The sequence below is a fragment of the Kangiella aquimarina DSM 16071 genome, assembly GCF_000374105.1.
GTDB classification, from domain to species: domain Bacteria; phylum Pseudomonadota; class Gammaproteobacteria; order Enterobacterales; family Kangiellaceae; genus Kangiella; species Kangiella aquimarina.
The window spans coordinates 1-23158 of the sequence record NZ_KB893650.1 but is presented as its reverse complement, the minus strand read 5'-3'; the positions used below and the strand labels follow the sequence as shown (position 1 = coordinate 23158).

Annotated in this window: 24 protein-coding genes; 12 read left to right on the top strand and 12 right to left on the bottom strand. The window is 44.4% G+C overall.

The window, feature by feature from the left end:
• Positions 1 to 14: 14 nt before the first annotated feature.
• Positions 15 to 806, bottom strand: a complete 792-nt coding sequence (locus B158_RS0100120; protein ID WP_018623284.1) for an SDR family oxidoreductase — start codon at positions 804 to 806, stop codon at positions 15 to 17.
• A 176-nt stretch (positions 807 to 982) separates the two neighbouring features.
• On the opposite strand from B158_RS0100120, the gene B158_RS0100115 reads away from it, so the two are divergent.
• Complete coding sequence (locus tag B158_RS0100115) at positions 983 to 1942, top strand: zinc ribbon domain-containing protein (RefSeq protein WP_018623283.1); 960 nt, start codon at positions 983 to 985, stop codon at positions 1940 to 1942.
• A 111-nt stretch (positions 1943 to 2053) separates the two neighbouring features.
• On the opposite strand, the gene hemL is transcribed toward B158_RS0100115, so the two are convergent.
• Both hemL and B158_RS0100105 read right to left on the bottom strand, forming a co-directional pair.
• Positions 2054 to 3328 (bottom strand): glutamate-1-semialdehyde 2,1-aminomutase, encoded by a 1275-nt coding sequence (hemL, locus tag B158_RS0100110; protein ID WP_018623281.1) that lies wholly within the window; start codon positions 3326 to 3328, stop codon positions 2054 to 2056.
• A 35-nt stretch (positions 3329 to 3363) separates the two neighbouring features.
• Positions 3364 to 4425 carry an aspartate carbamoyltransferase gene (locus B158_RS0100105; protein ID WP_018623280.1) on the bottom strand — a complete coding sequence of 354 codons (1062 nt, stop codon included), beginning with the start codon at positions 4423 to 4425 and terminating at the stop codon, positions 3364 to 3366.
• A gap of 123 nt (positions 4426 to 4548) precedes the next feature.
• On the opposite strand from B158_RS0100105, the gene B158_RS0100100 reads away from it, so the two are divergent.
• Positions 4549 to 4737: a rubredoxin gene (locus B158_RS0100100; protein ID WP_156823026.1), complete on the top strand. Its 189-nt coding sequence runs from the start codon at positions 4549 to 4551 to the stop codon at positions 4735 to 4737.
• 66 nt (positions 4738 to 4803) lie between these two features.
• Here B158_RS0100100 and B158_RS12770 read toward each other — a convergent pair whose 3' ends face one another.
• Genes B158_RS12770 through yghU form a run of 4 tightly spaced genes read right to left on the bottom strand, consistent with a single transcriptional unit; the run spans position 4804 to position 7921 of the window.
• A complete protein-coding gene (locus tag B158_RS12770; RefSeq protein WP_018623277.1) occupies positions 4804 to 5643 on the bottom strand; it encodes a DUF3037 domain-containing protein in 840 nt (279 codons plus the stop codon).
• On the bottom strand, positions 5640 to 6362 hold the full coding sequence (locus B158_RS0100090) for a HipA family kinase (protein WP_018623275.1): 723 nt from the start codon (positions 6360 to 6362) through the stop codon (positions 5640 to 5642). Before B158_RS0100090 ends, B158_RS12770 begins: the two co-directional genes overlap by 4 nt.
• Positions 6363 to 6413: 51 nt before the next feature.
• Positions 6414 to 7037: a DUF2238 domain-containing protein gene (locus B158_RS0100085; RefSeq protein ID WP_018623274.1), complete on the bottom strand. Its 624-nt coding sequence runs from the start codon at positions 7035 to 7037 to the stop codon at positions 6414 to 6416.
• A gap of 14 nt (positions 7038 to 7051) precedes the next feature.
• A complete protein-coding gene (gene yghU, locus B158_RS0100080) occupies positions 7052 to 7921 on the bottom strand; it encodes a glutathione-dependent disulfide-bond oxidoreductase (protein WP_018623273.1) in 870 nt (289 codons plus the stop codon).
• A 193-nt stretch (positions 7922 to 8114) separates the two neighbouring features.
• On the opposite strand from yghU, the gene B158_RS0100075 reads away from it, so the two are divergent.
• The 5 genes from B158_RS0100075 to B158_RS0100055 all read left to right on the top strand — a co-directional run bounded on the left by B158_RS0100075 (position 8115) and on the right by B158_RS0100055 (position 11813).
• Positions 8115 to 8615 (top strand): RNA polymerase sigma factor, encoded by a 501-nt coding sequence (locus B158_RS0100075; protein WP_018623272.1) that lies wholly within the window; start codon positions 8115 to 8117, stop codon positions 8613 to 8615.
• Positions 8602 to 9039 carry an anti-sigma factor family protein gene (locus tag B158_RS0100070; protein ID WP_018623271.1) on the top strand — a complete coding sequence of 146 codons (438 nt, stop codon included), beginning with the start codon at positions 8602 to 8604 and terminating at the stop codon, positions 9037 to 9039. The genes B158_RS0100075 and B158_RS0100070 overlap by 14 nt, the downstream gene beginning before the upstream one ends.
• A 15-nt stretch (positions 9040 to 9054) precedes the next feature.
• Positions 9055 to 9384 carry a YbjQ family protein gene (locus tag B158_RS0100065; protein WP_018623270.1) on the top strand — a complete coding sequence of 110 codons (330 nt, stop codon included), beginning with the start codon at positions 9055 to 9057 and terminating at the stop codon, positions 9382 to 9384.
• Between the two features lie 161 nt (positions 9385 to 9545).
• Positions 9546 to 10877: a peptide-methionine (S)-S-oxide reductase MsrA gene (msrA, locus tag B158_RS0100060; RefSeq protein ID WP_018623269.1), complete on the top strand. Its 1332-nt coding sequence runs from the start codon at positions 9546 to 9548 to the stop codon at positions 10875 to 10877.
• Between the two features lie 90 nt (positions 10878 to 10967).
• Positions 10968 to 11813, top strand: a complete 846-nt coding sequence (locus B158_RS0100055) for a DUF817 domain-containing protein (RefSeq protein WP_018623268.1) — start codon at positions 10968 to 10970, stop codon at positions 11811 to 11813.
• Here the strand turns inward: B158_RS0100055 and B158_RS0100050 are convergent.
• Both B158_RS0100050 and B158_RS12765 read right to left on the bottom strand, forming a co-directional pair.
• A complete protein-coding gene (locus B158_RS0100050; RefSeq protein WP_026309152.1) occupies positions 11749 to 12168 on the bottom strand; it encodes a CopD family protein in 420 nt (139 codons plus the stop codon). The genes B158_RS0100055 and B158_RS0100050 overlap by 65 nt on opposite strands.
• Positions 12169 to 12178: 10 nt before the next feature.
• Positions 12179 to 13954 carry a chloride channel protein gene (locus B158_RS12765; protein ID WP_018623267.1) on the bottom strand — a complete coding sequence of 592 codons (1776 nt, stop codon included), beginning with the start codon at positions 13952 to 13954 and terminating at the stop codon, positions 12179 to 12181.
• Between the two features lie 163 nt (positions 13955 to 14117).
• Here B158_RS12765 and B158_RS0100040 point away from each other — a divergent pair, with 163 nt between their 5' ends.
• From B158_RS0100040 to erpA, 3 genes are all read left to right on the top strand, one after another.
• Positions 14118 to 14870, top strand: coding sequence for a DUF6776 family protein (locus tag B158_RS0100040; RefSeq protein WP_018623266.1), 753 nt, complete (start codon positions 14118 to 14120; stop codon positions 14868 to 14870).
• The gene (locus B158_RS0100035; RefSeq protein ID WP_018623265.1) at positions 14860 to 15345 is read left to right on the top strand and encodes a bactofilin family protein; all 486 of its coding nucleotides are present in this window, start codon (positions 14860 to 14862) and stop codon (positions 15343 to 15345) included. The genes B158_RS0100040 and B158_RS0100035 overlap by 11 nt, the downstream gene beginning before the upstream one ends.
• A 142-nt stretch (positions 15346 to 15487) precedes the next feature.
• On the top strand, positions 15488 to 15814 hold the full coding sequence (erpA, locus tag B158_RS0100030; RefSeq protein ID WP_018623264.1) for an iron-sulfur cluster insertion protein ErpA: 327 nt from the start codon (positions 15488 to 15490) through the stop codon (positions 15812 to 15814).
• Positions 15815 to 15849: 35 nt separating this feature from the next.
• On the opposite strand, the gene B158_RS13195 is transcribed toward erpA, so the two are convergent.
• The 3 genes from B158_RS13195 to B158_RS0100015 all read right to left on the bottom strand — a co-directional run bounded on the left by B158_RS13195 (position 15850) and on the right by B158_RS0100015 (position 19550).
• Entirely contained in the window at positions 15850 to 16977 is a 1128-nt protein-coding gene (locus B158_RS13195) for a GGDEF domain-containing protein (RefSeq protein ID WP_018623263.1), read from the bottom strand.
• 80 nt (positions 16978 to 17057) lie between these two features.
• Positions 17058 to 18164 (bottom strand): anhydro-N-acetylmuramic acid kinase, encoded by a 1107-nt coding sequence (locus B158_RS0100020; protein WP_018623262.1) that lies wholly within the window; start codon positions 18162 to 18164, stop codon positions 17058 to 17060.
• A 6-nt stretch (positions 18165 to 18170) separates the two neighbouring features.
• Positions 18171 to 19550 carry a peptidoglycan DD-metalloendopeptidase family protein gene (locus tag B158_RS0100015; RefSeq protein WP_228127046.1) on the bottom strand — a complete coding sequence of 460 codons (1380 nt, stop codon included), beginning with the start codon at positions 19548 to 19550 and terminating at the stop codon, positions 18171 to 18173.
• A 367-nt stretch (positions 19551 to 19917) separates the two neighbouring features.
• Between B158_RS0100015 and tyrS the strand changes: the two genes are divergently transcribed.
• Entirely contained in the window at positions 19918 to 21114 is a 1197-nt protein-coding gene (gene tyrS / locus B158_RS0100010) for a tyrosine--tRNA ligase (RefSeq protein ID WP_018623260.1), read from the top strand.
• A gap of 184 nt (positions 21115 to 21298) precedes the next feature.
• Positions 21299 to 22672 carry a S8 family peptidase gene (locus B158_RS0100005; RefSeq protein ID WP_018623259.1) on the top strand — a complete coding sequence of 458 codons (1374 nt, stop codon included), beginning with the start codon at positions 21299 to 21301 and terminating at the stop codon, positions 22670 to 22672.
• Positions 22673 to 23158: the final 486 nt, after the last annotated feature.

The window sequence follows — 23158 nt, the reverse complement described above, 5'->3', positions numbered from 1 at the left end:
TTCTCTAGAGCTGATTACAGACAGCTGGTGCGTCCGCCATCAACTGGCAAATTGATACCCGTGATATAAGCCGCAGCTGGTGACGCTAAAAAGGCAACCGCATTGGCGAATTCTTCTGGTTCGCCGAAACGACGCATCGGAATAATCGACTTTTCTTCTTCTTCCATCTCTTCGATGGAAACGCCTTGCTTCTTCGCCTTGTTCTGGATTATCGCTTCCAGGCGAACCGTATTGGTCGCGCCGGGCAATACATTATTGACCGTGATATTGAATTGGCCCAGCTCGTTGGCTAGCGTCTTCGCCCAGTTAGCCACTGCACCGCGTACCGTGTTCGACACGCCGAGACCATGCAAAGGCTGCTTAACCGACGTTGAAATCACATTAATAATACGACCGTATTGCGCTTCCTTCATGCCCGGCGTTAGTAGCTTCATCAACTCATGATTACAGATCAGGTGCTGATTAAACGCCGCCAGGAAATCTTCCGTTTCCGCCGAGTTAGCCGGACCCGGTGCCGGTCCGCCAGTATTGTTGACCAGAATCTCAACCAGACGCCCACTCTTCAAAAACTCAAAAACCGTCGCCTTAACCTGTTCAGGGTAGGCAAAATCCGCCACCAGCACCACGTGCTTCTGACCTTTGGACTTATCCAATCCCTCAAGAACCGCCTCAAGCTTCGCCTTATTGCGTGCCAGAAGAATCACCGACGCACCTTGCGATGCCAACTGCTCCGCAATCGCCTTACCCATGCCCTGACTTGAGCCACAGACCAAAGCATTCTTACCCGTTAAATCTAAATTCATCATAGGAAATCATCGAATTCTGTAAAAAGAAGCATTTAAGCATATTTCGCCGGGGATTTTAATCGGTTTGGTGGGCTCAAGTGACCTTCAATAATGGCAAGTATTGGTGATTGCAATTAATAATAAGCTAATTATTATGAAATATTAGGAACAGGTACTTAATGTCTTAAGGGGTGTTTATGTTGGTGTGTGATAAGTGTAGTGCGGGAATAACTGAAGGTTCAAAGTTCTGCCCTCAGTGCGGAGACCCTGTGACTGATGCTGACAGAGTTAATATACCCGTTACAGACAATAATATCGCAAATGTTGAAATTTCTTTCGCATATAGTTCTTCCCAGAATTTCAGCAAGGCAGTTAGTATTAGTAAAAATATTCCATCTTACTCTGTAAAAGGAGATGGAAAGTCTGCAATGCACAGTGTCGTATTACCAATAACTGAAGTGGACCTAATTATTAATTTATATGACTTAGTTGGTGGATGGAAATCATCAAAGATGTTGATCAATGGACACACAGCAACTAAGAAGGAACTTACATATTATGGCGTTGGATGCTTTAGAAGCAGGCAGAAAGCCTACAACCCCCAACAGTATTGTTTTGGAGAGAGGGACTATGAGGTTAATATTTGGGGCTGTAAAAGATTAAACATGCCAATCTATGAATGGGGAGGAGGCTGGCTTGATTATGGTGAATTTGATAAATCAGGTGTTTGGCATATTGATAAAGATCGAATCAAAGATGAACTAGAGTCTGCGATAAAGGAAAATGAACTTTGCCCAATCCTTAGTCGGAAAAGAGTTCTTGAAACTTTGGAGAAGTTGCCAAGAACAATTGATCCAAGGGAAGATAATAACTGGGAGTATAGGACTAATTATGAAGAAATAAATGGGACATTTAAAGAAGTAGCCATAGGCATAAAACCAAATATAAAAAATATAAATAGATTCGTCATTGGGGATTACGAACCAAACTGGGTCGAAAGTTTTCAGGATGATGGTGTACAGAGTGTTGGAAGAATAAGTGTAGATTTGAATTCAAAAGATAATAAAGAGGGAGACGGGAAAAAAAATAGAAGTGATCTTTATGGGAGTATCGCTTTTACAATAATTCTATTCATAGCAATTTTTATGCTCTTATGATTAGTGAAGTTAATTAACTTAGGCTGTTTCGCGACGCACTCTACAGTTAATCATTTATTGGAAATTATTGAGTAAAAAAAATCCCGCATTGCTGCGGGATTTTTTATGGGCTTAAGCTAATGCTTTTCGCATGGCACTCAAGGTCAGGTCGAGCTCTTTTTCGCCGTGTGCGGCGGAGACGAAACCGGCTTCGAAGGCGGAGGGAGCCAGGTAGATGTGTTGGTCTAGCATGGCGTGGTAGAACTGTTTGAAGCGTTCCAGATCACCGTTGGCCACTTGTTGATAGCTGGTGACGGTTTCTGCGTCGTTGAAGAAGAAGCCGAACATGGAGCCAACATGATTGGTGGTGAATGGGATGCTGGCTTCGTGAGCGATTGAACGCATGCCGTCGACCAGTTGTTCGGTGTAGTTGAACAGAGGCTGGTAGAAGTCTGGCTTTGATAATTCGTTTAAGGCTGCAAGACCTGCGGCCATGGCCACTGGGTTACCGGAAAGGGTACCGGCCTGATAGACAGGGCCGAGTGGTGCCAGTTGTTCAAAGATTTCGCGTTTACCGCCGAATGCGCCGACGGGCATACCGCCACCTATGACTTTGCCTAAGCAGGTCATGTCTGGTTTGATGTTGTAATAACCTTGTGCGCCGTCCACGCCCATTCTGAATCCAGTCATCACTTCATCGAAAATCAGCACGGCGCCGTGTTGGTCACACAGTTCGCGTAGGCCTTCGAGGAAACCGGGTACTGGCGGAATACAGTTCATGTTACCGGCGATTGGCTCAACGATAATACAGGCCACGTCGTCGCCAAACTCTGACAATAGAGCTTTCACGCTGTCGAGATTATTGAACTCAGCAGTTAGCGTGTGTTTGGCAAAATCAGCAGGTACACCCGGTGAGGTTGGTTCGCCAAGAGTTAATGCGCCAGAACCAGCTTTAACCAGCAAACAGTCGGCATGGCCATGGTAACAGCCTTCAAATTTGATGATCTTGTCGCGACGGGTATAACCACGCGCCAAACGAATCGCACTCATGGTCGCTTCGGTACCAGAGTTCACCATGCGTACCATTTCAATCGATGGGATCAATTCGCAGATCTTTTCCGCCATTTCAGCTTCGACTTCGGTCGGCGCACCATAGCTCAGGCCGCGTTCGGCAGCTTTAATCACCGCCTCTAAAATTGCTGGATGATTGTGGCCTAGAATCATTGGCCCCCATGAGCCGACGTAATCAACGTAATGTTTATTGTCGGCAGAGGTGAAGTAAGCACCGTTCGCAGACTTGAAGAAAATCGGAGTGCCACCAACGCCGTTGAAGGCACGAACAGGAGAGTTGACGCCGCCAGGAATGTGTTGCTTGGCGCGATTAAATAATTGATCTGATGTGGTCATAGTCGTTCCGATAATAAGAAATGAAAAACAAAAGACTAAAGCTTGTTTGAGTGCCAGGTGACTGGCGCTTCAAATTGGCTGAGCTTGTCTTCGACGCCCAGTACCAGGGCAAATAAAGCCATGCGCACTTTGACGCCAAAATAAGCCTGGCGGAAGATGGCCAGGTTAGGATTATCATTCATGTCATCGCTCAGTTCATTGGCTTCCGGACGTGAGTCGCGCGGTAGAGGATGCATGATGATGGTGTTCGGATCGCAGAACTGCTCGTATGCAGATTGATTGAGGCGGTACTTGCCGCGATACAAATCCGCTTCGCGTTGCGTTTCAAAGCGCTCTTCCTGAATGCGGGTCTGATAAATCACATCCTGACCTTGCAGGCCGTCTTCGAGGCTTTCAGTGATGGTGACGCGATGATTATGCTTATCGCAAACCGCCAACACTTTTTCTGGCATGGCTAAAGCATTAGGTGCGACGAAGGTAAAATCGACATTCGGGAAGACGCACAATAATTGGGTCAGTGAGTGGACCGTGCGGCCGTTTTTCAAGTCGCCCATCATGGCGATGCGCAAATTTTCAGTGCCTTTTTGAATGCGGTTCAGCTCGTTAAAAATGGTGTAAATATCAAGTAGAGCCTGAGTCGGATGTTCATTCGGCCCGTCACCGCCATTAATCACCGGGATTTTACTGCCAGCGGCAAATTCTGACACTGACCCAGCTTGTGGGTGGCGCATGGCAACTACGTCGGCGTAAGTTGATAGTACTTGCGCTGTGTCATATAGCGATTCGCCTTTGGCCAGTGAAGAAGTCGACATCCCCACGGTCTCGCGGACATGGCCGCCCAGCAGATTAAAGGCTGTACCGAAGCTGATGCGGGTGCGCGTGCTTGGCTCGAAGAACATGTTGGCCAGAACCGCACCATCCAGAATACGACAGCTTTTTTCGCGAGCCACGTATGGGTGCATTAAATCAGCAACTTGAAGGATTCGCTCAACCGCCTCGCGGTCTAGTTGGTCAATGGAGAGAATATGTTGGCCTTGAAAAACCATGCGTGCACCCAAATGTTTGTTATGACTTTTAAGTTGGCGCAATTCTAACATGAAGTTACCCAATTGGTGTATCTTTGGCCTATTTGTCCCCTCAGTTGCTAGCAATTCAGCGCAAAATGCTTACAATGTGGGCCTGAAAACCCCATACAGATAGAGATTCGAGAGGTTTAGCTGGTGGAATATAGAAAATACCGTTGCCTGGTGTGTGACTTTATTTATGACGAAGAGCTTGGCTGGGAAGAAGACGGCATTGCGCCTGGAACCCGTTGGGAAGATGTGCCAGAGGACTGGTACTGCCCGGATTGCGGTGTTGGTAAAGAAGATTTTGAGTTGATGACCGACGAGTTCAAGAAAAGTCTATAAGCGATCCTTTAGACAAATATGAATTTAAAAGCCTCCAATCGGAGGCTTTTTTTATGGTGGAAGATTCTAGTGAACGATATAGGGAGCGGGTTTTTTCTGACTGGTCGCGAAGTTAATAATAGCTTTTGTATCTGAGTAATTAACAATATTAATATCTAACTGTTTCAATTCCTGGACTATTTCATTGAAAGCTTTCTTGGTAAGGCCTTTTTCTTGAGGGCCTTCAATAGGCAAAAGTATATCATCTGGATTCAAAACATCTTCTTTCAAAAGCCACTTGATTTTGTTGAACCATAATTCACCATGCTCAATTATTTGAGTGGTTTTTTTCTCTGTAAATGCAAGAGGCTTAATGGCCTTAAAGTGCTTTTCTTCTAACTCTGCAACTAAAGGCAGTCTTACATTACGTAGCTGTGTTGTTAATAGCTTCTCAGTGTAATTAATACCAATATTTTTAGATTTGAACTCTTGCTTTATGGTTTTTACCATAATTTGTTCTCGGTACTCTTTAGTGAGGAAGTTTCGACCTACATATCTATCATATAACTTATTAAGTAATAGCTCTGGGTTATCTGTCCCAACAACCTTTATGTTGCTATACCTAACAACAGATTCTCTTAAGCGAGTAACTTCATCAAAGAATTGCTCGTTACGCTTTTGACCTAGAGAATAGAAGAAATTCTGAATATGCTCTAATTCAGTTTTAAGCATGTCTAATGTGTACTTGAAGACTTTACCTTCTAAGTCTTCAAAGAAATTTGTAACCCTAGAAAATTTCTTTGGCGCTATTTTGAAGTCGAAGTAGTTGTTTTTTGGACAAAATACCACTATCCCCACGTTGGCAAACTCTTCAGTTTCTGCATAGGGTTGGAATTTAATTACGGCATACTTGCAAGCGTATCTCATTGTAATGCCTCCCAAAATTGATTGTCTTCAAAGTATTCTAAGTTTGCTCTAATCGTGTCAAGTAAAGAGGAGGTTACAGTACTACAACTAAACCACTCCCGAGGTATATTATCTAAAATATCATCTAAATGCGTCAAAGCGCTACGCATTTTAGCTTTTAACTCTTCAATTACAAGTAAATCCATCTGCTCTTGAAACCAGTGATTTCGACCAATGTGTTCGGATTTGAAGTCCTCAAGGTTGAATTCTGGGTCAAAGGCATGATTATGGTCAAAAACTATTAGGCTTTGATTGGAAAGGTCGACCAGAAGATTGGGGTTGCCTCCGTGCCTAGTAAACTTACGGTCTTCATTTTTAATCCAATAATCAAATATAAATATATCTCTAAGCTGATCAGCGCGCATTGATGCCAAAAGCGTATGGTTTATTTCTTGGGTAAAAGGGATGTATTTTGAGGCAAACGCCGGTCCAACGCCCATTTCAATAATTAAGTCAGTATCACCACTAATGAGATACTCTGGAACATCAATGATTTCAAATTCGGGTATTGGAAGGTCTAGCTTCTTTCCTAAGTGACCAGCAATCCATTCGCATATCCTACCTTTCCCATTGGCACTTGCTCCCTTAACGACATATTCTTCTTGGTTGTCAGCTTGGCAAAGATAAGGTTTTGTATAACCCTGCTCCATTTGTTTTATTATTTCAACAACTTCTAACAACGGGCATCCTTAATATAAAGGTTAAACTGTAAATAAAGCTATCACTTATAGTTAAACCTTACAAGATAGTAATCTTCCCAACTGTTTATCATGCCACTTGCTTAAACTGACCAATGCCACAACGGCACCGAGTAAACACCACCACATATCAGACTGGGTATCCCAGACGTAGCCCTGAGTGCCGAGGAAGGCTTCAGCGGCCTGATCGGAAAGCAGGGCGACCCACCATTCAATCAGTTCGTAAAAGGCGCTGAATCCGAGACAGAAACTGATGATAAAAAAGGTTCGCCATTTGGCGCTATTAAAGACATTAAGCCGTATCATCAGTTCGCGCGCAATGATGGCTGGTACAAACCCTTGCACAAAATGCCCGAGCTTGTCGTAGTTGTTGCGCTCCCAGCCGAACCATTGCTTCATATCATCAAACAAAGGCACTTCCGCATAAGTATAGTGACCACCGACAATAAGTATGATGCTGTGAATTAAAATTAAAACATACAGCAAAGGCGTCAGTGGAAATCGTTTGTAAGTGATGGCCAATGCGATAAAACCAATAACTGCTGGCGCGACTTCCATCATCCAGGTCACTCGATCCTTGGGGCCTATCCCTGACCAAATGAGAACGGCCATGAAGATACTAATCCAGATGCTGATCGCTAATTTATTATTCTGCATGGCCGGTTCCTTCCTTAATCGCTTTTCTTGTCTTCGGTATTGGTATCAAAGTCTTTAGCATCATGGCGCTCGTGCAGCTGCTCGTGCGGTTCGCCCCAGGTGCGATTGACCATGCGACCACGTTTAACCGCATCGCGCTTGGCGATTTCTTTGGCCCAGCGCATGACATGTTTGTAAGTGTCCGCCTGCAAAAACTCGGCAGCTTCATACACTTCATTTAATACCAGACTGCCGTACCAGGGCCAGATCGCCATATCAGCAATCGTGTATTCATCACCGCAAATATAGGCGTTATTGGCCAGGCGTTTATCCAGCACATCTAACTGGCGTTTCACCTCCATGGTGAATCGATCGATACAGTATTCGATCTTTATTGGCGCGTATTTGTAGAAATGGCCAAAGCCGCCACCGAGATAGGGCGCGCTTCCCACTTGCCAGAACAACCAAGAGAGTAGTTCTGCTCGTTGCTCGGGTTTGCTCGGTAGGAAGGCATCGAATTTTTCAGCCAGATATAAAAGAATCGCACCTGATTCAAAAATTCGAGTGGATGGGTTTGTACTGTGATCAACCATCGCCGGTATTTTCGAGTTGGGATTAACCTGCACAAAACCACTGCTGAACTGATCGCCTTCGCTGATATCAATCAAATGGGCATCGTATTCTGCTTCTGTGATGCCTTTGGTGAGAAGCTCTTCCAGCATAATGGTAATTTTAACGCCGTTGGGCGTCGCCAATGAATACAGCTGAAGTGGATGTTTGCCTACCGGTAAATCTTTAGCATGAGTTGGCCCGGATACTGGACGATTGATCTTGGCAAATTTGCCGCCGCTTTCTTTTTCCCATTGCCAGACTTTGGGTGGGGTATAGTCGGAAGTATTGCTCATAGTATGCTCCAGACAATATTTATCAGTATTGGTATAAAGCTAGCATAATGCCATTGCAATATCATTAATACCAAACAAGTCCCTGAAATAATGGATATGCGTGCCAGTCATGGTATAAAAGAGAAAAAATCATGGAATAAAAAAGATAGTTCCTCGTTAAACCACTGAGAACGACAACAAGAGGGTAAAGTCATTGTCGCAGGAATTGATTGATTACAGTCGCAAAGCCCTAATTTTTGCAGTGCAGCTTTTGGGTAACCAGAGTGATGCTGAAGATGTGGTGCAGGCCAGTGTTGAAAAGGCGTTGGCTCATCCAAAGGCGCCTAAAGGCGGTATCGACTTGCAGAAATGGCTTTACCGGGTCGTGCGTAATGCTGCGATTGATCGCATTCGACAGCTGTCGCGAGAAGATGAGCTGGATACTGAACAGCAAAGTACCTCGAGTCAATCACCCGAAATGCAGCTTGAGCAGTTGCAAATCAAAACGCGATTGATGCAGGCGCTCAGTGCACTTCCGGTCATGCAACGTGAACTGATTGTCTTGCGCGATTATCACGGTAATAGCTATGAAGACATTGCAGAAATTCTGGCGATTCCAACGGGTACTGTGATGTCGAGATTGCATCGGGCACGAATGGCATTACGCGAACTTTTGAAACACGAATTAAACGAGGTGAATCATGAATCTGTGTGATAAAACCCAGGAACTTATCAGCGGTTATATCGATCATGAACTGAACCAGCAGGATCGACAACGAGTGCGCGTGCATCTTGAGTCATGCGACCAATGCCGAGCTGTCTATGACGATTTATTGGCGATTAAGCAGGAGATGGGTAACTTGCAGTACCCTGAATGCGAGGAGGCACAATTGGATAAGATTATGAAAGAGCCAGTAGCAAAAGGCATGGCGATCATTGGCTGGTTTATTTTAATTTTAGGCTTTGCCGGTTTTATGGTGTGGCAGTTATTTACTTTTTACACTGAACCGTCAGTGCCATTTTGGGTTAAAGCAGGCGTCTTTTTGATCGAGGCGGGAGTATTGCTGTTGTTAGGCAGTGTTCTGCGCCAGCGATTGATTGCATTAAAAACAGACAAATACAAAAACGTAAAATTTTAAAAGAAGGACAAGACTATGAGTAATATCGACGTTTATACATTAGAGCAGGTTCCTGGCTATAAAGTGACTAAAGTGATTGGTTTAGCGCGTGGAAACTCAGTACGTACAAGACATGTCGGCAAAGACATTATGGCAGGACTGCGTAACCTGGTTGGTGGTGAAGTGCAGGAGTATACCAAGCTAATGGCAGAGAGCCGCGAACAGGCCATCGACCGTATGTGCGATGAAGCCAGAATGTTGGGTGCCAATGCAGTGATCGGCGTGCGCTTTGAAACCTCAATGATCGCCAGCATGGCCGCAGAGTTGTTGGCTTTTGGTACCGCGGTGGTGATGGAGAAAGAGTAGCCTATAGAGCATAGGCATGAATTCATAACTAAACTCTATGTAACATTTCCGCGTTAAGTTCATCTAACTCACTGTGTACTGATGGCTGCTGAGAATTTTGACTAAATTTTCATTAGTTGTTGTGCATACTAAATCCATCCCCGAATAATGGTGTGAGTTAGATGAAAAATATTGTAATTTTTATTATCACGGTGCTGGTCGTAGCTGGCCTGGCTTTTGTGATGATGCGAGCTCAATCAGCAAGCTTATCCAAGCAACCTTTCATTGATAAAGAAAAACCTGCAAATCTTGAGCAAGATATGCCTGCTACCAAGCAGGTGGATACCATTGTGCTGGGTGAAGGGTGCTTCTGGGGTGCGGAAAAGCGTCTTGAAGCATTACCGGGTGTTATCGATGCAGAAGTTGGTTACGCCGATGGCCGTGGTCATGAGCCTACCTACGCAGAAATCACCAAAGCAAAACATAAATTTAACCCCGACAATTATGCCGAAGTGGTCAAAGTGACCTTTAACCCGCAGCAAATTAGCCTAGAGACCATTATTAAGGATTATTTTGAATCGCATGATCCGACTCAGTTAAACCGTCAAGGCAATGATGTTGGCACTCAGTACCGCTCAACCATTCTGACAAATAGTCCTGAACAGGCAAAAATTGCCAATCGCTTAAAAGACGAATTTCAGGTGCTGATGAGCAAAGCGGGTTATGGAAAAATTGTGACGGTGATTAAGCCACTTGATCAGTTCCATCCTGCTGAAGACTATCATCAGGATTATTTACGAAAAAACCCCAATGGTTATTGCCCGGATTTTTCTACTGGTGTGACATTCGATAGCAAGCCTGAATCTGAAAAAGTGGATAATTCTTCATTGCTTACAGGCAAACAGATTGTGATTGTAGATTCGCAAGATTATTGTCCTTATTGCGAGAAATTCAAAAAAGACGTGGCAAATGATTATCAGGGAACCATTCCAATGACGTTTCGTTATGCCTCGCAATTGGATGGACTTGAGATCAAAACGCCAACCTGGGCAACACCGACGATTCTGTTTTTGGAAAACGGTAAAGAAGCGCTGGGTTACCAAGGCTATTTATCCGCTAAAGAGTTCTACAAGGCCCTTGGCTATTTCAAGCTAGGTGATTCGGAAGCCTTTAATGTGGCTTTCCAGAAAGGAACTGATGGACGTTTCTGTAAGCAATATGAGATTTTCAAAGATACACCGGATGGAGTTTTTGTCGACAAGCTCAGTGGGCAGCCATTATTCGATACCCGTGATCGATTTAATTCAGGTACCGGCTGGTTATCCTTTACCAAGCCGGTTGATGGCTCGGTGACCTACCATGAAGATAATAGTTTTGGCATGCAACGCACAGAGCTACGCTCTGCTTCAACTGGTATCCACCTGGGGCATGTCTTCGATGATGGCCCGAATGGTAAGAAGCGATACTGCATCAATGCCGCAGTCCTGGAGTTTGTGCCAAGATCCGAGCTGTAACAGCTATTAACAGATTTGGCCATAATTACGCAGGATTTTGTCGTCTTAATTCGGTAGTATCATTCCATTAGCGTGGGGATGAGCTATCGAATGAATAAGTTTAAACAATTTATACACGAGTTCTTTGTATTTGGCTTGAAGCAGGCCTACGCCTGTATGTTCGGTGGTTTCCTGCTGGCGGTGATGCTGGTGACCAAATACTGGTATCCCATCGAAGGTCTGCATCGCTACGACTTTATATTTCTGGCTGCCATCGCTTTTCAAGTGTTTATGCTGGCATTTAAGCTCGAAACCTGGAAAGAAGCCCTGGTCATCATCGTTTTTCACCTGGTAGCAACGGTGATGGAGCTTTTTAAAACTTCCGATGCCATACAGTCCTGGCACTATCCTGAAGAATTCATATTCGGTATTGCCAATGTGCCGCTATTTACCGGCTTTATGTACAGTGCGGTGGGCAGTTATTTGGCTCGCGTATGGCGAATCTTTGATTTCCGATACAGTAATTATCCACCAAAATGGACAACGGTCATTTTGGTCATGGCAGTCTATATCAACTTCTTTACTCATCACTATTGGTATGACTTACGTTGGTTAATACTCGCTATAACTTTCTATCTTTTCTTAACCACTCAGATTCATTTCAAGGTGATCAAAACCCATCGCAAAATGCCGCTGCTATTTGGCTGGTTTCTGGTAGCACTGTTCATCTGGTTTGCTGAAAATATCGCGACTTATGCCAATATCTGGCTTTATCCAAATCAAAAAGAAGCTTGGCAAATGGTGCCACTTGCCAAGCTGTCTTCATGGTATTTATTGATGTTATTGAGTTTTGTTTTGGTAACTTTGGTGAATCGTATAAAACAACCGTTAGCTAAAACGGTTTTACAATCGCCAGAATTAGAGCCCCTAGCAGAATCAGAACCGGCAACTCGTTAAAGACGCGAAAATAGGTGTGACTTTTGTTGCAGGTGCCGTCGGCAAATTGCTTTTGATACATGCCGCAAATGAAATGATAGATAATCAGCAGGACAATTAAAGTCATCTTGGCGTGGAACCAGCCTGAACTCATGTAGTAACTCCAGTTATAAGAAGCGAGCCAAAGTCCGAAGATAACTGTTAATACCATGAAGGGAGTAATAAACCGATACAGCTTGCGTGCCATGATATTGAGCTGATTGAAGGCGCCATCGTTTTCTGTCATAGCCAGATTAACGAAAATTCTAGGAAGATAAAATATTCCTGCAAACCAGGCGACCATAAAAAAGATATGAAATGTTTTAATCCACAGCATGCGTTAAGCCTTAAGGTTTATGTGTATAAACGTATTGGTCGGTAATCATATCGCGAGTAATAACACCATAAATACGCTCTTGCCCGTCGTGTGTGATCCGGTATACATAAGCGGCTGACATTTTTGCCTGTTCCATCTTATCGAAAGCTTCTTCCAATGTTGCCTGAAGGTTTACCGAAACCAAATCCTGACGATTGGCTGGTATTTTTAACAGATTAATCACCTTACGTTTTTGTTCTGAGTCAGGTTTTGGAGTTTCTTCCCGCTGTTTTTCTTCCCGCTCCATCATATAGCGAACCAGATCACTGGCTACCATCAACGAAGTCACATGCTCATCTTCCATAACCAGAACCCAGCGCGGCTTGTCTTTGAGCGCTACCTGAATTTCATCAGGTGTGGAGCGGAAGTTAAGGGTTGCCATACTGCGTGACATCACGCCGGCAACACCAATACTGCGTAATACCTGCTTGATAGGGCTGACGCGCAAGTCGAGACCTCGGTCGGTCATCTGGGTTTCCCAGAATGACTGCTGCTTGAACAGCTGGGTTACGACCAGGTTGCCGATTACGATTGAGAACATGCCGGGGAAAATAATGTTGGGGTTATTGGTCAACTCCAATAATGCCATCAGGGCAGCTAGCGGTGCCTGTAGAACTGCGCCCATAACCGTTGCCATACCTATCATGGCGTAGAAACCGGTATAACTGGCGTGGTCTGGGAATAACTCGCCACCAACGTTACCCATGACGCCACCGAGCATGGCGCCTAAAAACAAAGCTGGGCCGATAACACCGCCCGGTAGCGATAAACCGGAACAGATAATGGTAGCAATAAGTTTTCCAACCAAAGCTAATACGAGAATGGTCAGCGCTAGCTCACCTTGCAAGGCGCTGTTAACCGAGTCATAGCCAATACCCATGACTTGCGGTATGCCGATTGCGATGATGCCGACACTGGTCCCCGCAACGGTTGTTTTGAGCCATACAGGCCACTCGCGCGACACTTGCCTGACTTTACGGGTCGCAATAATGAAAATACTGGCTAATACGCCACCGGCAAAACCTACTAACAGAAAGTAGGGCATTTCCCACAGCGACTGGATATCAAGTTTCGAAGGAACGTCAAACGAAGCACCATCACCAAATACCAGGCGGGTTAAGATCGCGCCGGCAACTGAAGCCAGAATAATAGGAATAAAGCTGGCCACCGCGTATTCCATGATGATGATTTCCATGGCGAAAATCACCCCGGCAAGTGGCGTGTTAAAGTTTGCAGAGATGGCGGCGGCACAACCACAGCCAACCAGAATGCGGGTGCTGTTATTTGGTAGCTTGAGTTTTTGTCCAACCCAGCTGGCCGAGGCGGAACCTAAGTGAATCCCCGGGCCTTCACGACCTACAGACTGGCCTGAAGCAATAGTCAATCCACCCAGGGCGAATTGTACAAAGGCATTTTTCGGTGGCAGGTGTCCCTGGTGGTAAGCCATGCGTTCGAGAACGTGCGAAACACCAACCTGACGGTTTTCAGGTTTCAATTGTTGAAGGAGTATACCCACGATGAGGCCACCAATAGTTGGTAGCAACAGTCGATACAGCCAATCCATGGTTTCGTAATCAGTTTTAGTGTCCGGGTCGGTTGCCCAAAGAACTAAAGAACTCTCTGTGAAGAGACGGAACAGGATATTAGAACCACCAGCCAGAAGACCGCAGATCAAACCAATAACCGCCATAAGGGCTAATGCGTCAAAGCCCCCAAGTCGTAATCGTAAGCGGTCGATCAGTGTCATTGGCGTTGTGAGTTTGTGATAAGTTTTGTTTCCTGCGATGAATAAATTTGCTTTAATCGCAAACTATCGTCGCTTCGGCTTCGGCTAAAAAAATTAGCCATTGTATTCAATTAGTTACATAATAAGAAAATGCAGCCGCAAGAACAAATGATTTCAACGATTTATGACTAAAGATTCCCATCAGCCAGACTACATTATTCGTAAACGCCGCAAAGCCAGCTGGTACTGGAGTTGGTCGGCTTTTATGCTGATCATTTTATTAGGTGCAATTGGTCTCGGTTACTGGCTCAGCGAGCGCCAGTACAGAGGCTTCGGTTCTGCTAATGAGCGTCTTGGAAATATGCGTGCTCAGCTCGAAGAATCCAACAACAGCCTGATACATTGGCAACAGCAGTATCAGGTTGAGCATCAGGTTACTGCAGAACTGAAAAAAGAAATTCAGAAGCTGAATACTCAGATCCACAACCTGGAAAAAGAGAAGCAGGCTTTTTTACGTATATTCGATCCCAATGCTGTAGAAAGTGGCTTGCAAATAGCCAGCTTTGTGTGGGAGTCTGTAGCAGGAAACGTTAATCAATTTAACTTTCGATTGATGCTGATACAGGCAGGACAGCAGCAACGTGACGTATCTGGTTCTTTCTCTATTACCTTAGTAGGTAAAGAAAATGGTGAGCAGAAGAGCTACAGTTTAAAGGAGTTAGAAGCCCTGTCTCAGCAAGATACTGAATTTAAGTTCCGTTATGTGGGCAGCCACAGAGGAACCTTTAACATTCCGGAAGGTTTTGTACCTGAGCTGGTTCGGGTGCAGGTAACGTCTTCTGGACGAGGTGGTGAAACGGTATTGCAGGATTATCCATGGCAAATCGATTCTCAACAGCAATCTCCAAATGAGGTAGAAGACAATAATGTGGGGTAATAAAAGTAAATCACACAATGTGGATACACTGATCGCGGAAGGAACCAGCATCAAGGGCGACCTGACTTTTGAGGGCGCTTTGTTTGTCGATGGAGTGATTGAAGGTGATATTCACGGCACAAATCACGAGAAGTCAGTTTTGTCGGTAGGGGTTCATGGCAGAATTGAGGGTAATATTGAGTCACCTTATGTGATTATTTTTGGGCAGGTTGACGGTGATGTTCGCGTATCACAGAAAGTAGAGCTAAAACCTGGCGCAAAAGTGAATGGTGACCTGTACTACAAGGTTATGGAAATGAATGCGGGTGCAACCGTGAATGGCAAGATGGTCAATCTTGGTGAACCGCATGCATTGGAACACAAGCCTGATCATAGCGAAGTAGTTTCAAAACCGAAGGTCAGCAAAGAGTCTTCAGATGAAGAAAAATCTGAAAATTCCATGCATTCTGACGATAATGAAGCTGTAAGAGCCTGATTTCGTTAGCGATAAAACGCTTGCCCATGGCGAGCGTTTTTTTATGTCTGATTTTTACATAACAGCTATTCTATTGAGATCTTGAAGTAAGGCCCCCATATTCGGGTATAATGGATACATCAATGTGTTTAGGTAAATTTGAATGTCAATTACAGTTACAGAAGCTGCAAGTCGTAAAGTGAAGCAGTTGATTGAGGAAGAGCAGAACGATCAGTTAAAACTGCGAGTGTTTGTCACCGGTGGTGGCTGTTCAGGCTTCCAATATGGCTTTACTTTTGACGAGAAGCAGAATGATAACGACATGGCGATCGAGCAGGATGGCGTTAAAATTCTGATTGATGCGTTGAGCTTTCAGTACTTAATGGGCTCAGAGGTAGACTATACAGAAGGTTTGCAGGGCTCTCGTTTTATTATCAGCAACCCTCAGGCAAAAACAACCTGCGGCTGCGGGTCTTCTTTCTCCGTGTAGCTCATAAGCTACATCATTTCATAATCAAAGTTAGATTATTGTAAAGCTGGATCAGGTTTCCCCTGGCTCAGCTTTTTTAGTTTTCGAGAAGCTTTTTCTTTATACATAGCCTGATCTGCCAGACGTATCATGCGGTCGCTACTGATTTCCTCATGACTGTTATGGTTATACTCAGCAACTCCGATACTGGCCTCGATTGGAAAGGTATGACCCTCAAAAGTAATCTGTGTCGATAGTTCATGGCGAATTCGGTATACAATCTGTTTGACTGGGACTTCTAGAGCTGTATCAATCAGTATCAAAAACTCGTCACCGCCAACTCGACAAACGGTATCTGATTCTCTGGTGACTTTAACCAGAGTTTTCGCAACATACTCCAGAGCAACATCGCCAGCGGCATGGCCATATTGATCATTTATCCGTTTAAAGTCATCCAAATCGATATTTAATAAATATATTTGCATGGGCTGTCTTTGAGCCAGATTGATGGCGTGCTCCAGGCGGTTATTCAGAACACGTAAATTATACAGCCCTGTCAATGGGTCCCGTTCCGCCAGATGAGTGGCCTGCTGCTTTTGATCCTCAAGTGCAATAATGAGTAATCCTGCTTTTTTGACAAGAGCGATAATTGCGTAGCTTACAATGATAAGTGGCATTGCAGCGCCAATGATAGCGGTACTCCATGCGCTTAAAGATTGAGAATACTGGCTCTGCGATACTGGTACTGACAAGTTACCATTGATATACAGATAGGCTACAACTGCTGAGTAAGCAATGAACAAGGCATTAAAGATAAATACTGCGCGACTCCCATAAATTAATGCAAATAAGCTGGCACTTAATAACATCCAGACGAATCCATTACCCACTAACCCCCAGTCCCATAAGCCTACAACACTGATGGTGACGCTTAATGTCAAAACGACGTTGGTTTTAACATGAAATGACAGGATATTGCGGAACACTGCGATGATTATCATCAGTAGTCCAACGACAATATGAAACAGCATAGAGGGTTGGAAGCCCATTTCAGGAATTCGAGCTAAGGAGCTGATAACTGCGGGAACTGTGCATAAAGCCAAAAGAATGATCAGACGATCCATGGATTGATCGAGTATCAGTTGCCACTTGATGGCGATAGGAGAAAGGCTTTTGTCTGACATATTGGCCACTTAATGCAAATTTGCATTACCAATATGCAATAATACTAATAAATAGGCAAATAAAACTTTATGGGAATAGTTTAAGGCGAGAATATCGCGCCAAGGATAGTAGGCCTTTTTGCACCGGTGACTGCAGGCAAATTGCCGGATAGCCGGTTAAGGCAGCGGTGCGCCAGCCAGGCAAAAGCCATGGCTTCAATCCAGTCTGGAGCTATCCCAAATTCCTGAGACGTTTGGATAGTAAAACCTTTCAGATTCTGTTGCAGATTGTCTACTAAAGCAGAGTTATAAGCGCCGCCGCCACACAGTATGACAGTGGCATCTGTTGTGTGCTGCTGAATTGCCTGGCTAACTGTTTTTGCTGTGAGTTCCAGTAAAGTTGCCTGAACATCCTCGGGCGCGTAAGAATCTACGTCAAACTGCTTAAGCCAAGTTAAATTAAAGTGTTCTCGCCCGGTACTTTTTGGGTAGGACTGAGCAAAGTAATCGTCACTTAGTAATTCCTGCAAAAGTTCCGGTATAACTTTTCCCTGTGAAGCCCACTGACCATTTTCATCAAAGCTTTTATGCTGATGAAGTCCAATCCACTGATCCATTACAGTATTGGCAGGCCCTGTATCATAACCAAGAACTTCTCCTTGAGCGGGTAAATAAGTGATATTAGCAATACCGCCTAAATTAACAATTACTCTATCTTGCTCTGGTTCATGAAAAATTGCCTGGTGGAAAGCGGGGACTAAGGGAGCACCTTGACCACCATACACCATATCCCGAGTGCGAAAATCAGCTACTGTCGTTATGCCGGTTCGAGCGGCAATGGTATGAGGATTGCCGATCTGGATGGAAAAAGGGTGATAGGCATCAGGACGATGGCGAATGGTTTGTCCATGACTGCCTATTGCTAGGATGTCATTCTTTATATGACCGCTATCTTTAAGCAGGTCATCGACAGACTCAGCGAATAGCTCACCCAGCTCTCGATCAAGCAAGGCCATTTCTTCAATCGGGTCATGAGCGTATTCTGCATTACTTAAAGAATGTATCTGCTGCTGAATAACCTTAGGAAAAGGGACGCTTTTAGTATGAAGAAGCTGGATCGGATTTGCGGAGGAGTTATCAATGTCGCAGAGCACCGCATCTATCGCGTCGACACTGGTGCCCGACATCAAGCCAATATATAAGGCCATTAATAATTACTTTTGAAGTTTTCCGTTGTTGTTGCTCGCGCCTGGCTCGTCATTCAAGCGTGCGAAATAGGTTGTACGCTCGGTTTCAAGTTGCGCCAATAATGGTTTGCTTTGTTCTCTGAAGCGTTCCATTTCTTCCCTAGGTACAGGAGCCGCATGCGGAAGCTTTACGGTTCGAGGATTACGATGAACACCATTCACCACAAATTCATAATGCAAGTGTGGTGCCTGTGACATACCGGTTGAACCAACGTAGCCAATAATTTGGCCTTGTTTTACCCTCTCGCCGGGCTTAACAGCACGTTTGGAGAAGTGTAAGTATTTAGTTGTAATATTGTTGCCGTGCTTAATGAACACATAGTTTCCATTGTATTTATTATAAGCCGAATGGGTAACACGGCCATCGCCAGAGGCTCGAACAGGAGTTCCAATAGGCGCGCGGTAATCAACACCACGGTGTGGTTTTACACGCTTTTGAATTGGATGGAAACGATTTGGGTTGAAGTTCGAGCTGACATAATTGAACTGTAATGGAGCACGCAAGAATGACTTACGCAGTGCTTTACCTTCCGGCGTATAATAAGCAGTACGATCATTCAGGTCGGTATAGCGAACAGCTGCAAAGTTGTCACCCTGGTTGGTAAACTCTGCTGAAAGAATATTGCCATAGCCAACCTTCTCACCATCTACGTACTTTTCTTCGTAAAGAACTGAGAAGCTGTCGTCTTTACGTATTTCTAGTGCAAAATCGATGTCGTATTCGAATACGCCCGCCAGCTCCATAATCACGCCATCAGGCAATCCTGCGTCTTTACCAGCCATATAAAAACTACTCGTAATTGTAGCTGTGGCGAAACGGGTTTTGAATTCAATCTCTTTTTCGTCGATGGCAACATCAAACTCTTTATCAGCTAGTTTAGTAACCTGGAGGGTTTCACTAACACTATAAGGATAGCGAAGTCCAAGGAAACTGCTGTCATCATTACTGGCGAACTCTAAGGTATGGCCCGGACGTATCTTTTTAAGAATTTCGATTTGCTCGTCACTTTGCATCATATAGTGCAAATCAGAGGGGCTATAGCCTTTGCGCTTAAAGATTTTGGCAAGACTATCACCGCTTTCTACGGTCAAAGATTCCCACTTAATTTGTGGTTCCTGTGGCTCAGGTGCAACAACTTCTTCTTGCGTTTGATTTGCTAAAGCCGGATTCTCACGGCTGGCCTTTAAAGCCACTTCGGTCAGTGAAAGCTCGCCCACTGACTGTTCGCCAGCAGAAGCCAGTTCTACTGGTTGGTTAATTTCTGTTTCATCCGATGAAAGGTTTAATTGAAGGATTTCAGTATCTTGTGAAGTGGTTTGTTGCTCTGACTCTTCTCCTGGAGTCATTTTAATATAGCTGGTCACTGCTAAAAGAGCGATAAAAGTGGCAGAAAATAGCAAAATGCCCTTTCGACGCGTTTTTTTGCGGGAAAAGAGTGGTTTGCTTTTCTGAAAGCCTTTGTAATCTCGGTTAATCATCGCATTAGTTAAGAAGTTGGTTGAACAGATTTTGCGCAATAACCTTAACCATAATGGGTGTTTTGGTCAATGTAAAATGATAAAAACGGCCTGTTTTTTTGATCCAAGATCGAAAATTGTGAAAAAGACGATATTTTGTGAACCAGGTCGCGTGTTCTTGAAAGCGCAAATTCGTTGCATCCTTGAGGTTTTCGTGTATCTTTGAGCCCATTGCAAATAGAGGAAATACGAGACAATGACTGATGTTCAAGCGGCTTTCGCTGAAATTAAGCGAGGCGCCGAAGAAATTCTGTTAGAAGACGAGTTGCTTGAAAAGCTGAAAACTGGCAAGCCATTGAAAATTAAGGCTGGATTTGACCCGACGGCACCTGATCTGCATTTGGGGCATACCGTCTTAATTAACAAGTTGCGTCAATTTCAGCAATTAGGCCATGAGATCATTTTTCTGATTGGAGACTTCACTGGCATGATCGGTGACCCAACCGGTAAAAATGCCACTCGTAAACCTCTTACCCGTGAAGAAGTACTTGCTAACGCTGAGACGTACAAAGAGCAGGTTTTTAAGATTCTTGACCCAGACAAAACTACCATTGCATTTAATTCTGAATGGTGTGAAAAGCTGGGTGCTGCCGGCATGATTAAACTGGCTTCTCATACCACTGTTGCCAGAATGCTAGAGCGTGATGATTTTAAAAAGCGCTATGGCAATGAGCAGCCTATCGCCATTCATGAATTCCTATACCCATTAGTTCAGGGATATGACTCTGTTGCCCTGGAGTCAGATGTTGAATTAGGTGGTACAGACCAGCGCTTCAATTTATTAATGGGGCGTGAATTACAGAAGCATTATGGACAACGCCCGCAAACGGTTCTGATGATGCCATTATTAGAAGGGCTTGATGGTGTGCAGAAGATGTCCAAATCACTGGGCAATTATGTTGGTATCACTGAAGCGCCTGGTGTTATGTATCAGAAACTGCTGTCCATTCCAGATAGCATGATGTGGCGCTACTTTGAATTATTGTCATTCCGTCCGCTGGCAGAAATAGAAGAACTTAAGATGCAGGTAGAGCAGGGTGCTAATCCTCGAGATATTAAGATAGAGCTGGCAAAAGAAATTATCGAGCGCTTCCATGATAAAGAGGCCGCTGATAATGCACATAATGCAGCTGGTAACATTATTAAGGAAGGCGAAGTTCCGGAAGGAACGCCTGAGGTTGAGGTTGATATGGATGGTGCAGAACAATTCCCTATTGGTGCCATTATCAATCGAGCTGGTCTGGCGGCAAATTCAGCGCAGGCCAAAGATATGTTAAAGAATGGCCGTGTTAAAGTGGACTGGGAAGTTGTTGAACCATCATTAATGTTAAAGGCGGGTAAATACTTAATTCAGGCAGGCAAGAAAAAGATTGCCTATGTAACCTTGATCTAGTTCACATTTATATCGTTTTCCGTCAAAGACTTTTACAAGAAGCTCGCAAATAGCGGGCTTTTTTGTATTTAGTGTCCCAAAAATGGTACAGCAAGTATTCAATAAGACATGAGTATTTTATAGGCTAGCTGAGTTGCATGGGGCAACACGGATTAAAGGAAATAATAATGTTGGAGAACATTCAATGAAAAATAAATTTAAACTCTCTGGCCTGGCACTGTTGGGCGCCTCTCTTGCTTTACCCTCGACTCTATTAGCTCAGTCCTACATTGTAATGACCAAAGGAAATAAGCTGGATTCTGTATTGATTCAGGAAATCGAAGCGCAGGGCGCGACTGTTACCGGACAGCTTCCTCAAGTCGGCATGCTGATGATCGAAAGTGACAATACAGATATACGCGAGCGACTTAGTAGTAACGCAAAAATTCAAAGTACCTTCGCTGATATTGAGCTTCAATATGTAAGTCCAAATGAGCAAGGTATGCCAGAAATTAGTTTTGAAGATCAGTCAATCAATCCACCTACGTCTGGCGATGATGACTTTTATTTTGATTTGCAATGGGGGCACGACGCTGTAAATGCTCCAGAAGCATGGCAAGCGGGTGTTAAAGGCCAAGGCGTAAGAGTGGCGGTATTAGATAGTGGGATTATGTCAACGCACCCTGATCTTGCCCCTAATCTGAATACAGCTTTAAGCGCCTCGTTTATTAATGGCGAAGCTTATAACAGTCCGGCCGGTTCGCACGGAACCCATGTAGCAGGGACAATTGCTGCTGCCGATAACGCATTTGGTACCATTGGAGTTGCACCTGAAGCGGAAATTGTTACGGTGAAGGTCTTATCAGGTATTTCAGGTAGCGGGCCATTCTCTTCTATCTTCCAAGGAATGGTTTATGCCGCTGACATTGATGCAGATGTGATCAATATGAGTCTGGGTGCAGATATTCCACGAAACTGTACTTTTGGTGAAGACCATTTCCCTGCTAAAGATTGCGCTGAATTGTTTACCGCTTTAAATCGCGTTACTCAGTATGTGAATAAGAAAGGGAGTGTCATTATCTCCTCAGCAGGTAACGACGCCCGCGATCTGAATCATGATGCTTCATTGAAGGCGTTCCCAGCGGAAGGTAATCATGTAATCTCGGTTTCATCTCTCGGTCCGGTTGGTTGGGGCCTGGATAATTCTACAAACCTGGATGTGATGGCTAGCTACTCTAACTATGGTAAAAGTGGTATAGATATCGCAGGCCCTGGTGGGAACTATGATTTAGCCTTCACATACGGAACGGCTCCTTGTAATGGGCCAGTAATACCAGGCTTCCCATGTTATGTATACGATATGGTACTGAGCACAACGCCAACAGGCTGGGGGTGGAATGCTGGAACGAGTATGGCATCGCCACACGTTGCAGGAGTTGCTGCGTTAATCATCAGTGAAAATGGCGGTGAAATGTCGCCTGTGGAAGTTGAGCGTGAGCTTATGAAACGAGCGGATGACATCAATCAACCAGGTAAGGACGATGAATCAGGTCACGGAAGAGCGTCATCAGGTTATTAAAATAGTTGTCAGTAATTAATGATAGAGGCCACTTCGGTGGCCTTTTTTAATGATTGTATTAAAAATAAACGATAACAGTCTGATTTATAGACATATTGAACATAAAACAGGCGTTTAAAAATAAATTTAAAAAAACATTCAAAAAGAGCTTGCGAAGTGGGAAATGGTGCTTATAATGCGCACCACTTTCGAGGCAGAAGTCGCGGAAGGGAAGTCCAGGAAGGAAGGTTTCAGAAGCGTAGAAAAAAGTTTTTGAAAAGGTGTTGACAGGAAGTTATGGCGCTCTATAATGCGCGCCGGCTCTGAGGAAACTCGGGGGCATTTCGAAGGAGCGAAATGGTTGATAATTGTTTGTTTAACAGAAAGTTAAAAAAGATTATCAAAAGATGTTGACAGGAGGTTGGGGCGATATATAATGTGCGCCCACTTGAGCGGAGCAGGTTCTTCGCCAAGACGTTCTTTAACAGAGAAGATAAGACAATTTGT

Bases quoted from the DNA above. Each gene is read 5' to 3' on its own strand.
- B158_RS0100120 (WP_018623284.1), bottom strand. From the start codon at position 806: ATGATGAATTTAGATTTAACGGGTAAGAATGCTTTGGTCTGTGGCTCA.
- B158_RS0100115 (WP_018623283.1), top strand. From the start codon at position 983: ATGTTGGTGTGTGATAAGTGTAGTGCGGGAATAACTGAAGGTTCAAAG.
- hemL (WP_018623281.1), bottom strand. From the start codon at position 3,328: ATGACCACATCAGATCAATTATTTAATCGCGCCAAGCAACACATTCCT.
- B158_RS0100105 (WP_018623280.1), bottom strand. From the start codon at position 4,425: ATGTTAGAATTGCGCCAACTTAAAAGTCATAACAAACATTTGGGTGCA.
- B158_RS12770 (WP_018623277.1), bottom strand. From the start codon at position 5,643: ATGAGATACGCTTGCAAGTATGCCGTAATTAAATTCCAACCCTATGCA.
- B158_RS0100085 (WP_018623274.1), bottom strand. From the start codon at position 7,037: ATGCAGAATAATAAATTAGCGATCAGCATCTGGATTAGTATCTTCATG.
- yghU (WP_018623273.1), bottom strand. From the start codon at position 7,921: ATGAGCAATACTTCCGACTATACCCCACCCAAAGTCTGGCAATGGGAA.
- B158_RS0100070 (WP_018623271.1), top strand. From the start codon at position 8,602: ATGAATCTGTGTGATAAAACCCAGGAACTTATCAGCGGTTATATCGAT.
- B158_RS0100065 (WP_018623270.1), top strand. From the start codon at position 9,055: ATGAGTAATATCGACGTTTATACATTAGAGCAGGTTCCTGGCTATAAA.
- msrA (WP_018623269.1), top strand. From the start codon at position 9,546: ATGAAAAATATTGTAATTTTTATTATCACGGTGCTGGTCGTAGCTGGC.
- B158_RS0100055 (WP_018623268.1), top strand. From the start codon at position 10,968: ATGAATAAGTTTAAACAATTTATACACGAGTTCTTTGTATTTGGCTTG.
- B158_RS0100050 (WP_026309152.1), bottom strand. From the start codon at position 12,168: ATGCTGTGGATTAAAACATTTCATATCTTTTTTATGGTCGCCTGGTTT.
- B158_RS12765 (WP_018623267.1), bottom strand. From the start codon at position 13,954: ATGACACTGATCGACCGCTTACGATTACGACTTGGGGGCTTTGACGCA.
- B158_RS0100040 (WP_018623266.1), top strand. From the start codon at position 14,118: ATGACTAAAGATTCCCATCAGCCAGACTACATTATTCGTAAACGCCGC.
- B158_RS0100035 (WP_018623265.1), top strand. From the start codon at position 14,860: ATGTGGGGTAATAAAAGTAAATCACACAATGTGGATACACTGATCGCG.
- erpA (WP_018623264.1), top strand. From the start codon at position 15,488: ATGTCAATTACAGTTACAGAAGCTGCAAGTCGTAAAGTGAAGCAGTTG.
- B158_RS13195 (WP_018623263.1), bottom strand. From the start codon at position 16,977: ATGTCAGACAAAAGCCTTTCTCCTATCGCCATCAAGTGGCAACTGATA.
- B158_RS0100020 (WP_018623262.1), bottom strand. From the start codon at position 18,164: ATGGCCTTATATATTGGCTTGATGTCGGGCACCAGTGTCGACGCGATA.
- B158_RS0100015 (WP_228127046.1), bottom strand. From the start codon at position 19,550: ATGACTCCAGGAGAAGAGTCAGAGCAACAAACCACTTCACAAGATACT.
- tyrS (WP_018623260.1), top strand. From the start codon at position 19,918: ATGACTGATGTTCAAGCGGCTTTCGCTGAAATTAAGCGAGGCGCCGAA.
- B158_RS0100005 (WP_018623259.1), top strand. From the start codon at position 21,299: ATGAAAAATAAATTTAAACTCTCTGGCCTGGCACTGTTGGGCGCCTCT.